This is a genomic window from Roseibium sp. (genome assembly GCF_025698965.1).
GTDB lineage: Bacteria > Pseudomonadota > Alphaproteobacteria > Rhizobiales > Stappiaceae > Roseibium.
Genome location: NZ_JAILWL010000127.1, coordinates 1 through 13845, shown reverse-complemented (window position 1 = coordinate 13845; position 13845 = coordinate 1). Strand labels below are relative to the sequence as shown.

Genomic DNA, 13845 nt, shown 5'->3' with positions numbered 1-13845 from the left:
TTCGGGCAGAATATGGCACGGAAATCGGCTTCGAGGCCGTGCCATACACAACGGCACGCTGGATCGAGACCGACAGCCAGACACTTCAGAAGATGCTTGAAGGTCACCGCATGTCGATCGCAAACGACCGCGACGACAAGCCGGTCTTCCTGTTTAAGAACGCCTGGGAAGTCGGTCATGTCACTGAGAAGTTTCCGGACGTGACCTTCCGCGAAACCCGTGAGATCGTCTACGAGGCGTAAGTTGGGATAGCGCCGTATCGCGGGGTCATTCCCCACTGGCGAAATCACTTGAGATAACTCCGACGACCCCTGCCAGGGTGACCGGAGACTTCTACCTGATGCCAGAAATCCTTGCCCTCAATCGACAGGCTTTGGCGAGTTACGATGACGTTCGGATCTGATCCGATTGCTCTTTTTGCGTGTTAACGGGATTTCGCGATATCCTGTCTGCTGTTTCGATCACTGGCTCCTCCTGACGGCAAGCCGTAAAGGCAAAGCAAGGTGCGCAATGGCTGACTATGACAAGAACCCGTCGCCCTATCTGAAACAGGCAGTTTCCGAAAACCCTTACCGGTTGCTTGAGTGGACGGTTTTTATGGATGTCCTTGGTCCGGTTTCAGGCAAGCGAGTACTGGATCTGGCTTGCGGGGATGGCCGCCTGACCCGCATTCTCGCCCATGGAGGGGCAGTCGAAGTACTGGGGCTTGATATTTCAGTTGAAATGCTGGAGCGGGCCAATGCGCAAAACGCTGCCGGTGAGCCCGAGGCGTTCCCGGATATGGTGACCTACGGCAAGGTGAGTGCCGCTGACGACATGTTCGAATGGGCGGAACACGCTGACATCGTCACCGCCATGTATCTGTTCCACTATGCCCAAAGCCTCGAGGAACTGGGTCTGATGGGGCGTTTCATCGGCCGCAATCTGAAAGACGATGGTCGCTTCGTAACCTATGCGATCAACCCTGATTACGACTTCACCAATGCGCCGGACGACATGGAAGAGCGGATCGGGTTCCGGTATGGCATTGTTGATCCTCCAGCTTACACATTGATCATCAAGGATTTTGAAGTGCCGATCTGGCAGTGGAGCCGGCAGGAGCATGAGGACGCCCTGAAAGAGGGTGGTCTCACCAATATCGAATGGCACGCTTTGAAGTTTCCGCCGGACCAGGAAAAACTGAACGAGGAATGGGCCTGGTATCTCGACAATCCCAGCTGCGTTGTCCTATCGGCAGAAAAGCCCGGCTGATCTCTTGGCGACTGTCTTCAATTGGAACAGGATCCCCATTCGGCACAACAACTTGTGGCGGCTGTCCTGCAAAGCTGGATAACGGGCTACCCTGTTATCCCGATTTGGTTTATCGGTGATGCCAAATCCCGTGACTGACAGGGTTCAGAGATTGCCGAAATGACCAAAAAGCCTCTCACCTTGCGCCCACTGGCGCCCGCCGATTGCGACCTGGTCTGCCGGCACCGTGAGGAAATGTTTCGCGCGTCCGGGCACCCGGACCAGACCCTGGCCGACATGGCAGAAACCTATCGCGATTGGCAACGGCAAAGCCTGGACGACGGCAGCTATTTCGGGTTCGTCGCCGAGGTGGATGGCCACCCCATTGGTGCTGTCGGCTTGATGGAAATCGATTGGCCGCCGCATCCTTTGCACCCGCTTGCGGCAAAACGCGGCTATGTCCTCAATCTGTTCGTCGAACCGGAATGCCGCGGGCAGGGGATCGCCAGGAAACTGATGCAGGCCGCCGATGGCGAATTCAAAAAGCGTGGCCTTGACTACGCGATCCTTCATGCGACCAAGCAGGGTCGACCGCTCTACGAAAAGGACGGCTGGGCACAGACTTCGGAAATGGGGAAGACATTTTTGAAGGGGCACCGACACGAGTAAGTCGGAAGAAAATTGGATCTATTCTTGAAGGTGACGCAGCTGCAAGCAATCGGCAATAGACGAGAAGTTGCGGGTAAACCGATTTCCGGAATTTGATTGGATAATCTAGAAGGTTATTTGGATACTAATCGAGGAAAAACCGTGTGAGCCAAAAAATTTGATCGGAGTTTTCGGTAATCTTTGGTTGGCATAAGCTTGACATATACTTTTGAAACAGTGCCAAATTGGAGCTAATTGCAATTTTTAAAGACATTTTTCCGGGATTGAACTGAAAATGATTACGATACCGGAGCTTGCAGCCGACACACTTGGCGATTTTCTGGCAGCTTATGTTCAACGTCGTTTTGGTCAATCGGACGCTGAACTGGCCGAAATTGTGCCGTCATTTGCCAGGATCGCCATGGAATGCATCGGCAACAGCGATGCGCTTTACCACAATGCCGAGCACACCATGCTGGTTACGATGGCCGGTCACGACATAATGCGGGGCCGAGCGCTGCATACGCAAATGGAGCCGACGGACTATGCCCATGTGATCGTTGCATGCCTGACGCACGATATCGGTTATGTGCGTGGTATTTTGCCTGGCGATGATCAGGACGGCTTTGTCGTCAACGATACAGGCGACAAGGTCAAGTTGCCGCGCGGTGCGTCGGACGCGTCTTTGACCCCGTATCACGTTGACCGTTCCCGGCTTTATGTATTTGAGCGGATTCAGCACACGGAACTGCTGGATCCGCAAAGAGTGGCCGATGCAGTGGAAGGCACCCGGTTCCCCGGCAAGTTTCCCGACGACGAAGAAACGCTGGGGGAAGAAGCAAACATATTGAGAGCCGCTGACTTAATCGGTCAGCTCGGCGATCCGCATTATATTCGAAAAGCCAACGCGCTTTACTATGAATTCGAAGAGGCTGGTCTCAACAAACAACTCGGCTATGACACTCCCGCGGACCTTGTGCATCGCTATCCGCAGTTTTATTGGAACAGCGTCGCGCCCTGTATCCAGAAAGCTATCCAGTATCTGAAGGTCACAGCTTCGGGTCGTCAGTGGATCGCCAATCTCTATTCAAATCTGTTCCTTGCAGAGCGCGACATGGCTTTGCTTGGTCCCCAGAAATAGCGCCAGGACAAGTGCGATCTGGCAATTCTCCGGTACAAAAATTCCGACAACCACTGAGTTGCAGGGTATCGGCATTCGTCCTTCTCTCTCCCGTACCGTCGCGCTAAGCTCGACAAAAGTTACAGTGGTCCAAGTGAGCAGCCGTGTCTTTCATTCAGAGTTCCAGTCTTGATGAATTCGCTGGCTTTTTAGATCGGCACGTGGAAACAAGCCTGCTCACGAACGCGATGGCGAAACCGAAGCCGGATGGAAAGAGAGGCCTTTGTGGCGGATAAGAAATCATCACTCACACCTCGTTCCATCGTTGCGGCAGCAAGCGGTAACGTTCTTGAGTGGTACGACTTCACGGTCTATGGCTTTCTTGCCCCGACACTTGCCACCCTGTTTTTTCCCTCTGAAAGCAAGTTGGCCTCACTCTTGTCCGCTTTCGCTGTGTTGGCGGTCGGATATGCGGCGCGGCCGATTGGCAGTGTGATATTTGGTCATATTGGTGATCGGATCGGCCGGAAGACCGCCTTGATGATCTCCGTGTTGCTCATGGGGGGCGGGTCGCTGGCCATTGCGGCTTTGCCAACCTATGAGCAAATCGGTGTTGCCGCTGCAATCCTTCTGGTTCTGATCCGCATTGTTCAGGGCATCTCCGTCGCAGGAGAATATACCGCGTCCGGCGTGTTGCTCGTCGAGCAGGCCCAAACGGGACGTCGGGCGCTGACAGGCGCCTGGGTCGCATTTGCGATGATGTGGGGCTGCGTGCTGGGATCTGCCGTTCCTGCCGGCTTCAGTTCCATTCTGTCTTCCGAGCAAATGTCGGACTGGGGTTGGCGGTTGCCATTTCTTCTTGGCGCCGTCGTTGCCGTATTCAGTGCAATACTGCGCACAAGCCTGAGTGAAACGGTGATGACCAAAGATGCCGAAGAGGGCATTTCACCAATTTGGGAAAGTCTGCGAGATCATCTGGCATTGATCGGTCAGATGGTCCTGCTCTTGATCCCGACATCGGTGATCTATTTCGTCATTTATGTCTATGCCGTGTCCTACCTGAGTTCAGAAGCCGATTTCACCTCAGCAGCTGCATTGGATATCACAACGGCCAATCTTGTGATCATGGCCTTGTTCGTGCCGGTTTGTGGTCTGGCGGCAGACAAGTTCGGATTGCGGCCGGTGTTTATGGCCGGAGCAATAGGGACCCTGCTATTGGCGTGGCCGTGCTGGTGGTTGATGCATCGTGCAGAGACGCTGCCGGTCTTTCTCGGCCAATTCGGATTGACCCTGACAAGCACCGCTGGATGGGCACTGTCGATCACCGCGCTGACACGGATCGCCCCAAGTCACTTGCGGTGCAGCGTGGTGGCGCTCGGTTATAATATCTGCCTTGCGGTCTTTGGCGGCACCACGCCCATGGTTGCCACCTATCTTGTCAAAAGGACCGGAGACGACTACGCGCCAGTCTATTACATGATCGTGGCAACGCTGATTTCCATTCCGGTGATCTTGCGCCTGCCGAAGCTGATCAGGAACGCAGAAAGCGGATAGGCAGCGCCGACTTGAAAACCTGTCGAGAGCCTGCCCGGACCATCTGATTTGTTTCAAGTGCCGTTTATTCGGCAACCTCGAGCCTGACACCTGTAAAATCATATCCGACGGACGGACGAACCGTGTCTGTAGTGTCAGGCGAGGCATCGATTGCCAGGAATTCTACGGTTGTTAACCCTGTCACCTCGCCGGTTTCCGGGTCTGCGTCAGCCAGTGTCGTGACGCGGGCCATGTACCGGTCCGCGTTCGCGTCTGGCGACGTCGTGAAGTCGAACATGACGATCTTCAGTTTCGACTTGCCGTCTTCGTGTCCAAGACAGCGCCAGCTTCCACGCCCGTCCGAAAACGGTTGATAACCCGCAACACCCCCTTCAGCGGAATCGGTGACAAACGCGTGTCCGCCATTTGTCAGCGCGATCAGGCCGCGATCGACCCTCGTTTTTTCGTCAATCGTGACTGTGCGCTTTGTAAGATAGGTGCCGACGGCATCAAGGCATCCGAGTATTTCCGGATTGCTTTCCTCGGCGAGCAAAGGTGTCGAGATACCCAACGTCAGGCTGACGGCCATCAGCAAACAGGCTTTTGAAGTGTCAAACATATGGTGCCTCCCATGCACAATGCGATTTCAGCGTGTACTGCAGCAGACCAGAAAGGCAAAATTGAGATAACAAAAAGACGCCAGACCGGTCTGGCGTCTCAGGTTCCTTCAGCGTTGACGCTGCCTGGATCAGGAGGCACGGGCCGATGGCAACTCGATGTCGATACCAAGCGTCGTGACATCACCGTTACGATCCATTTCCAGTCGAACTGAATCCGGGTCGATGTCGATTTTCTTGGCAACAACGGCCAGGATGTCTTCCCTGAGGCTTGAGATCAATGCGGCGTCCGTGCCGTTGTCGGCTCGTTCATGGGCGAGCAATATCTGCAACCGGTTCTTGGCAACGGAAGCGCTTTCACTCCTTTTGCCAAAGAAGTTCAGGATGTTCATGCGGCCCTCCCTTTGAAGAGTTTGCCGAAGAGCCCCTTCTTCTCTTCCGGGATCGTGACTGGAATGTCTTCACCCAGCAATCTGCGGGTTGCTTCCAGATAAGCTTTTGCCGGTGGTGAGTTTTCGTCCGACAAGGTAACCGGCAAGCCGACATTCGATGCCTTCAGAACATCCTTGCTCTCCGGAACAACACCGATCAGCGGCACCGAAAGAATGTCGACGACATCGTCGGTTGCCAGCATGTCACCAGTCTTGGCGCGTTCCGTGTCGTAGCGGGTGATCATCAGGTGCTTGGGCATGCGGCCACCATCTTCGGCCACTTTGGTTTTGGCATCCAGAAGCCCGATGATCCGGTCACAGTCACGAACGGATGAAACTTCGGGATTTGACACGATGATGGCTTCATCCGCGTGGCGCATCGCAAGGGTCGCACCCCGTTCGATACCGGCCGGACTGTCGCAAACAATCCAGTCAAAATACATCCGCAGCTCGTTTATGACGCTGGCAACACCTTCTTCGGTCAACGCGTCCTTGTCCCGGGTCTGGGATGCGGGCAGCAAATAGAGATTGTTGAGCTTTTTGTCGCGAACCAATGCCTGTTTGATCGACGCTTCGCCGCGGACGACGTTGACAAGGTCAAACACAACACGGCGTTCGGCACCCATGATCAAATCGAGATTGCGCAGGCCAACATCAAAGTCGATGGCACAAACCTGGTAGCCTTCTTTGGCGAGCGCCGAGGCGATTGCCGCAGTAGTGGTCGTTTTTCCCACGCCGCCTTTGCCTGACGTGACCACAACGACGGTAGCGTTGCTCATGGTAATTGTCCTGTTTTCGTTGTCAGCGCTGGCGACATCCTGTGCACCAGGGCGGTGGTTAGTTCAGCTCTTCAAAGACCAGTGACTCGTTTTCGAAGCGGATTTGTGCCGCGGAATTTCGCAGCTTTCCGTCAAAATCGTCCGCGACCTTGTAAAGACCGTTGATCGAAACCAGCTCCGCATCCAGTCTGGAACAGAAAATACGGGCGCTGTCCTTGCCGGCAACACCCGCCAACGCCCGGCCACGCAATGTTCCGTAGACATGGATCGAACCGCCCGCAATGATCTCGGCTCCGGAACTGACTGATCCGATAACCGTTACATCGCCATCAGGATGCAGGATGCTCTGCCCTGATCTGACCGGTTCTGTAATCACGATCGAGGAACCGTTGTCCTCGCTCGCCGGCGCTGCGATTTGTGGAGCTTCAGTTTCGGAGCTGTCGCTTTCAGCCGCCCCGTTGCTATTGTCCTTGCTGCTTTTGTTATCGGCCTGAGTTTTCTTACCCGACTCCTCGCCGGAACCATTGTCACCGGACTTGTCGGCATTGCCCGAAGGATTTGGCACTTCCACGTCCGAAGCCAGCCTGCCACCTGAAAAGCTCGGCGGCATTCCAGGTTTCAGCCGGGTTCCGGCCACGCCGTCAATCCCCATGACGCGAATGGATCGACTGGACAGACCTTCCAGCAGGTCTTCAAGATCCTCAATCGGGATTTTGCTGCCCCGGACATCAAGAATGATCGGCCGGTCGATAAAGAAACCGGGTGAACGTGAGGTGATGCGGTCGATTTCCCGAAACCAGTCGGCAAAGGGGGGCTCGGGTGCAAGCACGATGGCAATAAAGGATTTTCCCTTGAACTTCATTTAAGAGGTCCGACGGCATCAAGTGTTGAATTGATTTGGTCTTATAAACGTAACATTAACCGAACCCGACAATTAGGCAGCCAGCCGTTTTCCACCGATATCAATTTTCATATGCAATTTCAGGCAATTGGCGGTTCCACCTAGCCGATCACGGAAAAGGCGGGATAGGGACCTGAAAGAAATGCCGATGATCACGGTGAGAATCATGTCCATCACGAAACGTGAACAGCTTTGCCGGGACACCAGTTAACTAATTTCTTGTAAACGGTTGGATTTTTGACATACTGCAATGCAATATACAAAAGCAGATGTATGGGGCGTTTTAACGTCTTGAGGAGAACATGAGTAATTTCAGTGATATAATGGGCTACATAGGCCTCTCGGAAGGAGAGGCGGCAGCAGCTTTCAATGTAACTGAAGATGAGGTTGTTCGCTGGTGCAGCACAAATGAGGCTCCACCTCTCCATATTTGGCAAAGCCTCGTGCGTATGCTTGACGAAATTCGTTTCTCCGCCGAAGAAGCCGCCAAATCCGCTGATCTGGATCATTTGGACGCTACGGATCTTAATAGCGTCCAATTGAGGGTGCCCGGACAGACCACTGCGGAGTTTGACGGTCCGAAGCGGGCGGCAACGGCGCTCGCCGTAGCGGCTCTGGCGCGCGTTTTCGTATAAAGAAAATCTGCCGGATTTCTTCTTTGACAGTCCGTTGCATCGCAGTGTTTCTGACAAGGGGAAACCGATCAGCCCATCATCTGAGAGCTTGATGTGGTGAGAGTTTGACCCGGTCTTGATCTGGCGTGGTGAAATTGAAAACCACGCTGGAAGCCGGCACTTACAAGTCACCTTTTAGTTCCGAAATTCGTTCGAAGCATGCTGCAGAATGAGACGAATTTCAGGCCCGGTTGACTAGAATACGAGCCAGGTATTTCGCGATCTCCGCCTCGTTGACAGGTTTCGGAAACTTTGCGTACCTGTCATGATAGCTGGTATCCAACGGGTCGTTTTTCGGCAAATGTCCGGACACGGCAATGACAGCGCTATCGGGGTGTTGATCAAGCGTTTGCCGAACCAGGTCCCAACCCGAGCGACCGTTGTCGAGCTGAAGATCAGTGACCATGACCTTCACGGCGTTTTTGCGCCGTATCCGGTCCTCTGCCTCCTGATAAGTGCAGGCCGTTGCGACCGAAAAGCCCAAGTTTTCCAGCAAGATGGAAATTGTATTTGCTGACTTGGGGTCGTCATCAACGACAAGGGCTTCCCCGCAATGGGCTCCCGAAACAGGAACGTCAGGCAAGCCCGTTTGCTGCGGAAGGAACAGCTTGACGCAGGTTCCATGACCTGGGCGGGAGTCGATTTGAAGCGACCCTCCGGATTGGTGCACGAAACCATGCACCATGGACAATCCCAGCCCAGTGCCTTCACCGTCTGGGCGCGCGCTGAAAAAAGGTTCGGCGGCCTGACGGAGCGTTTCAGTATCCATACCGCAGCCGTCGTCGCTGACGGACAGCAGTATCCGTCCATCCGCCTGTCTTGAGACGCCGATTTCGATATGTCCTTTGTCCGAGATAGCCTGGCCCGCATTGACGCATAGATTGAGGATCGCGCTTTCCAGCTGACCAGGATCGATCCGGGCATAAATCGGCCCCTCATCGCATTTGATGGAAAGTGATACGGCCTGCGGCAGAGCCATGGAAAGAAGATCTTCCATCCCTTCCGCGATAGCGGCGATGTCCGTTTCCTGTGGCGCCAGATGCTGCTTTCGGGCAAATGCCAGCAATCTCTCGATCAAGGACACGCCAAGCTCGACAGCGTCATTGATCCGCGCACGCATTTTGGATGTCTTCGGTGACAATTCGCCTTCCAGCAGGTGAAGGTTGCCGGAGATTGTCGACAGGATGTTGCCGAAGTCGTGGGCGACTTCACCCGTTACCTTGCCAAGGCTCTCGACGCGCCGAATTTCCTCAAGTCGCTCATCGATCCGTTTTCGCTCCGTCGTTTCGGAAAACAGCCAGACGGACCCGCCGTCCGGCAGCGCAGATTGGCGAACTTCCAGAACATGCCCCGAAGGGTCGGCATATTCGCCAAATCCGGCCCGATCATTTTCGTTGGAGCGTCTTTCAAACGAGGAGTTTTCGATAAGGTCCGGCAAGGACAGCCTGTCGTCGTCGCCGGCGGGCTCCAGTCGCATCAATTCGCGAACACGGTCGTTCTCGGCGATAATCTGACCACTTGGGGAGAGAACTGCGACCCCGTCGCTGATGTTCTGGAAGACCGTTGTGAAAAGTTCGTTCCGTCGCCAGACCTCCCTTGTCTTTCTGTCGAGCCTCAAGGCGTTGGAGCGGAACTTGCGGAAGGCTTCCGAAAGCTGTCCGATCTCATCCGAGGAACCAGCCTTTTTCGGCAACCGCGCTTTCAGGTCTCCGGCGGCAAGTCGGCGCATGACGTCGGTGATCTGATGCAGATTGCCGACAACGTAACGGGAGACAAAGAGGGCAGCGCCAACGGCGACAATCATGCTGATGGCGGTCAGGACAAGAATGACAGCTTTGGCAAAGCCGATGCTCGTGGTTGTCTGGTCGCGCGACACTTGAAGCCTGGACTGGGCATCGGCAACTTTCTGCAGCGCATAAGCGTTCACCTGGGCAACTTCAGTGCGGATCCTGAAGATTGCGTTTTCAGCATCCAGCCTTGCCGCAAGGCCGGAAAAACGGAGCGAAAACAGATCACCTCTTCGCTCCACGACGTCCTCCACTTCGCGCAGGGCTGCGAGAACGGGAGGAGGGGTGGCAAGGGCGACTTCCTGTCTGATATGCCGGAAATTCCGCTGGTGTTCGCCGATCTTGATCAGTTCCTGACTGCGCAACGCTCCAATCGCGGTCATCACAAGCTGCTGCAGCGAAGACCAGCTCTGCCGGTCCTGGGGCGATTGATCAGGTGCCTGCGCCAGACTGCGAAACCGCCTTTGAAGACGGTCAAGATCCTGGTCGATCAGGACAAGTATGGACGCGTTTCGGTTCTGTGGCGCCATCACTTTGACCAGGTCCGTAATTGCCACATGGATGCGGGAGAGGGGACGCATGAGTTCTGGTGCTCCCCCTCCCAGCTTTTCGATATGTGCAAGTGTCTTCAGGACTTCGCGCGCTTCGCTTTCCAGCTGGAAACTCGGACCGAGCGTCATCAGGAACGGTGCCGACGTCGCGAGCTGGGAGGCGCTGCCTGACAGTTCGAGAGCGTCGGCAACTTCCCTGAGGGTCTGGTCGTGAAACGTTCCGAGACGTTCCTCCGCGTTGTTGAGCGTGAAAAGAGCGATTGTGCCGATGACCAGAATGCTGATCAGCAACAGACCGATTGCCGACAGAAGCAGAGACCGGATACTGGGTTGCCGGAGCCGGGTCGTAGTCATGACGCATCAGCCTGAAGCACGAAGATATAGCCTTGAGCCCGCCGGGTCTGCAGATGGATCGGTTTTGAAGGGACGCTCTCGATTTTTCGTCGCAGCCTCAGGATGAGAACGTCGATGGTCCGGTCCACGTAGCGCTGCATATCGCTGCCGATTTCACGCATCAGATCCGTGCGGGGAATGATGCGATCGGGATTTTTCACGAAATATTCCAACAGGATATATTCCGCGTTGGTCAGCGGAATCTCATCTCCGTTCCGATCCAGCAGCTCACGGCGTTTGAGGTTGACCTTTTTGTCGCCAAAGACGATTTCCTGATCCTGGCCTACCTTGGTTGCGGTGGAAACGCCGTGTCCGTACCTTCTTAGAACCGCGCGGATACGAGCCACCAGTTCCCTGGGGTTGAACGGTTTCATAAGGTAGTCGTCGGCGCCCGTTTCCAACCCGATGATCTTGTCGATTTCGTCACCGACACCCGTCAGCATGACTATGGGAAGTTCGCTTGTCTCCCGAATATGAATTGCCAGCGCGAGACCAGACTCTGCCCTGAGCCGCAAGTCGATCAGAGCGAGATCGAAATCCTGAAGGCTTTCGGAGGATTTGAAGCTGTTGCTGTCATGAAAGACAACGGGCGCGAAACCGCTTGTTTCCATCAGAGCGGAAAGTGTTTCGCGCACATCCGCATCATCATCGACAATGGCTATTACAGGTTTTTTCGCACTTACTTCCATGCCGCCGCTCATTTGCAATCTATTGAGCTGTCTAACATGAAGAGCGGAGGGCAAGGCCAGATTTTCGTTACAAATGTTTCAGTGCTTCTATGGGGGCTGTAACACTGTTAACACAAAAGCCCAGTGGCATGGTTTCTGTTAACAGTTCACCGCTCGTTTTCCTCCACGCCCTGCCGCTAGTCTGACCCCGGTCTTTCAAAGTGGCCTTGCAATTCTCTGCGGGGCGGATCGATCCTTGATGGGAGGAAAATATGAAAAATCTGTTGGCCCGGCTCGGTTCCGTGGCTTTCGTGGCCGGTTTTGCTGTCTCCGCAGCTCAGGCCGAAGAGTGTTCCAATCGCGGGGCGCTGGACAGTATCTATTGCGACGCAAACGGCGACCTCGTTGCCGATGCACCGTCTGATCCGGCCAAGTTGAGCAACCCGGACACACTTGTCTTTGCCTATACGCCGGTCGAAGACCCTGCAGTTTATGCGGATATCTGGGCGCCCTTCATCGAGCACCTGGAAAACGCGACCGGCAAGGACGTTCAGTTCTTTGCCGTTCAGTCCAACTCCGCAGAAGTTGAAGCCATGCGCTCCGGCCGTCTGCACATTGCGGGCTTCTCGACAGGTCCGACACCGTTTGCGGTAAACCTCGCGGGGGCCGTACCTTTCGCCATAATGGGCGGTGACGATGGTCAGTTCGGATATCGGCTGCAGGTTTATACGCAGGCTGACAGCGACATCAAGACCCCGGCCGATCTCGCCGGAAAGCGTGTCGCCCACACCTCGCCAACCTCGAATTCCGGTAATCAGGCCCCGCGTGCGCTCTTCCCCGATCTCGGTGTTGTGCCGGACCAGGACTATGAAGTCATCTATTCCGGCTCCCATGATCAGTCGATGCTGGGTGTGGTCGCAGGTGACTATGACGCTGCCCCGGTGGCTTCCGAAGTTGTTGAACGTATGGCCGATCGCGGACTTTACGACCCGGCAGAAGTTCGTCTCGTCTGGGAAAGCGATCCATTCCCGACAACTTCCTTCAATGTTGCGCACGATCTTGATCCGGCCCTGGTCGAGAAGATCAAGGAAGCGTTTTTCACCTTTGATTTCAAAGGCAACAAGCTTGGTGAGGAATTTGAGGGCGTGAGCAAGTTCATCCCGATCACCTACAAGGATCAATGGGCCGTTATCCGGCAGATCCAGGCCAGCAACGGTGTTGAATACACGCCGCAGGGCCTTGCCAAATAAGGTGAGTTGATCAGACGGTCCGCCGGAATCTATCTGGCGGGCCGCTCATTATGGGGTAAAACATGCTTACAATTTCGAGCCTCGTGAAACGCTATGGGGCCGGGGATCCTGTGCTTAAGGATCTGGACCTTGAGGTCGCGGGTGAACAGGTCGTCTCGGTGATCGGATCTTCCGGGGCGGGCAAGAGTACACTGCTGCGCTGTATCAACCGCCTGGTTGAACCGACTTCCGGAAAAGTCGTTCTGAACGGCACCGATTTCACCGTTCTCGGCAAGCGCGACCTGCGCATTGCAAGGCGCCGTGTGGGAATGGTGTTCCAGAGCTTCAATCTGGTTGACCGTCTGACGGTTATGGAAAACGTCCAGAGTGGACGGTTGGGGTATATCTCAACCTGGGCCGCACTCAGCCGCCGGTATCCGAAGGAAGACATTCAACGGGCGTTCGAGCTGATGGAACGCGTCGGTATTGCGCATTATGCCAACAAGCGCGCCGATGAACTTTCAGGTGGAGAGCGCCAGCGTGTAGGTGTTATCCGGGCCCTGATGCAGCAACCCGAAATACTGCTTGCCGACGAACCGACAGCATCGCTGGATCCGAAAACGTCCGAACAGATCATGACACTGCTGCGCGATCTGGCAAACGAATTGAAACTGCCGGTCATCATCAACATTCACAACGTGAATGAAGCCAAGGAATTCAGCGACCGGATCGTCGGCATGCGTTACGGCCGCATCATCTTCGACGACCTGCCAGCCGCCCTGACCGACGAGGCCATGCACGAGATCTATGCGGGCATTCCGCATGCCGACCGTCAGGTCGAGGATGCGGCGGCATGAGCGCGGTGAGGGATCATTGGCGCAAGCAGCCCTTCATTGCAAATCCGGTCCTGCGCTACGGTCTTTATGCAGCGATTGCGATATATGGGGTTACCACACTCGCGACACTGCCGATCGACTGGGACCGCGCTGCACAGGGTCTGACACGCGCCGGCAAGATTTTCGGGGGGGCTTTCCCACCTAGTTTCGAGCGCAGCGGACTGCTGATTGACGGCTTTCTGGAGAGCCTGAAGATCGCGATCCTGGCCACCGTTGGCGGTATTGTGCTTTCAATACCGATCGCCTTCATGGCGGCAAGAAACATTGCGCCGCTGCCGATCTACTATCTCGGGCGGGCGGTCATCATCATTGCCCGCAGTTTTCATCCCGTGATTGTCGCCATCGTCTTTGTGAAAGCAGTAGGATTTGGTCCGTTCGCGGGTATCTT

At 55.2% G+C, this 13845-nt stretch carries 14 protein-coding genes and 1 pseudogene; 9 read left to right on the top strand and 6 right to left on the bottom strand.

Features of this window, described 5'->3' with window-relative positions:
• The 5 genes and pseudogenes from prfC to K5905_RS12340 form a co-directional block, all read left to right on the top strand.
• Positions 1 to 242, top strand: a pseudogene (gene prfC / locus K5905_RS12360) (peptide chain release factor 3); the annotation flags it as partial.
• Between the two features lie 268 nt (positions 243 to 510).
• The gene (locus K5905_RS12355; RefSeq protein ID WP_297584200.1) at positions 511 to 1251 is read left to right on the top strand and encodes a class I SAM-dependent methyltransferase; all 741 of its coding nucleotides are present in this window, start codon (positions 511 to 513) and stop codon (positions 1249 to 1251) included.
• A gap of 159 nt (positions 1252 to 1410) precedes the next feature.
• Complete coding sequence (locus tag K5905_RS12350; RefSeq protein ID WP_297584198.1) at positions 1411 to 1899, top strand: GNAT family N-acetyltransferase; 489 nt, start codon at positions 1411 to 1413, stop codon at positions 1897 to 1899.
• Positions 1900 to 2173: 274 nt separating this feature from the next.
• Positions 2174 to 3019: a metal-dependent phosphohydrolase gene (locus K5905_RS12345; protein WP_297584196.1), complete on the top strand. Its 846-nt coding sequence runs from the start codon at positions 2174 to 2176 to the stop codon at positions 3017 to 3019.
• Positions 3020 to 3283: 264 nt separating this feature from the next.
• Entirely contained in the window at positions 3284 to 4552 is a 1269-nt protein-coding gene (locus K5905_RS12340; protein WP_297584194.1) for an MFS transporter, read from the top strand.
• 64 nt (positions 4553 to 4616) lie between these two features.
• Here the strand turns inward: K5905_RS12340 and K5905_RS12335 are convergent, their stop codons facing one another.
• The 4 genes from K5905_RS12335 to minC form a co-directional block, all read right to left on the bottom strand.
• Complete coding sequence (locus tag K5905_RS12335; protein WP_297584191.1) at positions 4617 to 5150, bottom strand: hypothetical protein; 534 nt, start codon at positions 5148 to 5150, stop codon at positions 4617 to 4619.
• Between the two features lie 129 nt (positions 5151 to 5279).
• Positions 5280 to 5540: a cell division topological specificity factor MinE gene (gene minE, locus K5905_RS12330; protein ID WP_297584189.1), complete on the bottom strand. Its 261-nt coding sequence runs from the start codon at positions 5538 to 5540 to the stop codon at positions 5280 to 5282.
• Positions 5537 to 6358, bottom strand: coding sequence for a septum site-determining protein MinD (gene minD, locus K5905_RS12325; RefSeq protein ID WP_297584186.1), 822 nt, complete (start codon positions 6356 to 6358; stop codon positions 5537 to 5539). The genes minE and minD overlap by 4 nt, the downstream gene beginning before the upstream one ends.
• A 58-nt stretch (positions 6359 to 6416) precedes the next feature.
• On the bottom strand, positions 6417 to 7220 hold the full coding sequence (gene minC, locus K5905_RS12320) for a septum site-determining protein MinC (RefSeq protein ID WP_297584184.1): 804 nt from the start codon (positions 7218 to 7220) through the stop codon (positions 6417 to 6419).
• Between the two features lie 341 nt (positions 7221 to 7561).
• Between minC and K5905_RS12315 the strand changes: the two genes are divergently transcribed.
• On the top strand, positions 7562 to 7894 hold the full coding sequence (locus K5905_RS12315) for a hypothetical protein (protein WP_297584181.1): 333 nt from the start codon (positions 7562 to 7564) through the stop codon (positions 7892 to 7894).
• A 220-nt stretch (positions 7895 to 8114) separates the two neighbouring features.
• Here K5905_RS12315 and K5905_RS12310 read toward each other — a convergent pair whose 3' ends face one another.
• Together K5905_RS12310 and K5905_RS12305 are read right to left on the bottom strand one after the other, a co-directional pair.
• A complete protein-coding gene (locus K5905_RS12310) occupies positions 8115 to 10625 on the bottom strand; it encodes an ATP-binding protein (RefSeq protein WP_297584179.1) in 2511 nt (836 codons plus the stop codon).
• On the bottom strand, positions 10622 to 11353 hold the full coding sequence (locus tag K5905_RS12305; protein ID WP_297584177.1) for a response regulator transcription factor: 732 nt from the start codon (positions 11351 to 11353) through the stop codon (positions 10622 to 10624). The genes K5905_RS12310 and K5905_RS12305 overlap by 4 nt, the downstream gene beginning before the upstream one ends.
• 260 nt (positions 11354 to 11613) lie before the next feature.
• Between K5905_RS12305 and phnD the strand changes: the two genes are divergently transcribed.
• The 3 genes from phnD to K5905_RS12290 form a co-directional block, all read left to right on the top strand.
• The gene (phnD, locus tag K5905_RS12300) at positions 11614 to 12582 is read left to right on the top strand and encodes a phosphate/phosphite/phosphonate ABC transporter substrate-binding protein (RefSeq protein WP_297584202.1); all 969 of its coding nucleotides are present in this window, start codon (positions 11614 to 11616) and stop codon (positions 12580 to 12582) included.
• A 62-nt stretch (positions 12583 to 12644) separates the two neighbouring features.
• A complete protein-coding gene (gene phnC, locus K5905_RS12295) occupies positions 12645 to 13418 on the top strand; it encodes a phosphonate ABC transporter ATP-binding protein (protein ID WP_297584176.1) in 774 nt (257 codons plus the stop codon).
• Positions 13415 to 13845: PhnE/PtxC family ABC transporter permease (locus K5905_RS12290; RefSeq protein WP_367186960.1), on the top strand; the 431-nt coding region annotated here is incomplete at its 3' end. The genes phnC and K5905_RS12290, both read left to right, overlap by 4 nt.

Coding starts and splice junctions, on each gene's coding strand:
- minC (WP_297584184.1), bottom strand. CDS start 7,220: ATGAAGTTCAAGGGAAAATCCTTTATTGCCATCGTGCTTGCACCCGAG.
- K5905_RS12345 (WP_297584196.1), top strand. CDS start 2,174: ATGATTACGATACCGGAGCTTGCAGCCGACACACTTGGCGATTTTCTG.
- K5905_RS12350 (WP_297584198.1), top strand. CDS start 1,411: ATGACCAAAAAGCCTCTCACCTTGCGCCCACTGGCGCCCGCCGATTGC.
- K5905_RS12310 (WP_297584179.1), bottom strand. CDS start 10,625: ATGACTACGACCCGGCTCCGGCAACCCAGTATCCGGTCTCTGCTTCTG.
- K5905_RS12315 (WP_297584181.1), top strand. CDS start 7,562: ATGAGTAATTTCAGTGATATAATGGGCTACATAGGCCTCTCGGAAGGA.
- minE (WP_297584189.1), bottom strand. CDS start 5,540: ATGAACATCCTGAACTTCTTTGGCAAAAGGAGTGAAAGCGCTTCCGTT.
- K5905_RS12355 (WP_297584200.1), top strand. CDS start 511: ATGGCTGACTATGACAAGAACCCGTCGCCCTATCTGAAACAGGCAGTT.
- K5905_RS12335 (WP_297584191.1), bottom strand. CDS start 5,150: ATGTTTGACACTTCAAAAGCCTGTTTGCTGATGGCCGTCAGCCTGACG.
- K5905_RS12305 (WP_297584177.1), bottom strand. CDS start 11,353: ATGGAAGTAAGTGCGAAAAAACCTGTAATAGCCATTGTCGATGATGAT.
- phnC (WP_297584176.1), top strand. CDS start 12,645: ATGCTTACAATTTCGAGCCTCGTGAAACGCTATGGGGCCGGGGATCCT.
- minD (WP_297584186.1), bottom strand. CDS start 6,358: ATGAGCAACGCTACCGTCGTTGTGGTCACGTCAGGCAAAGGCGGCGTG.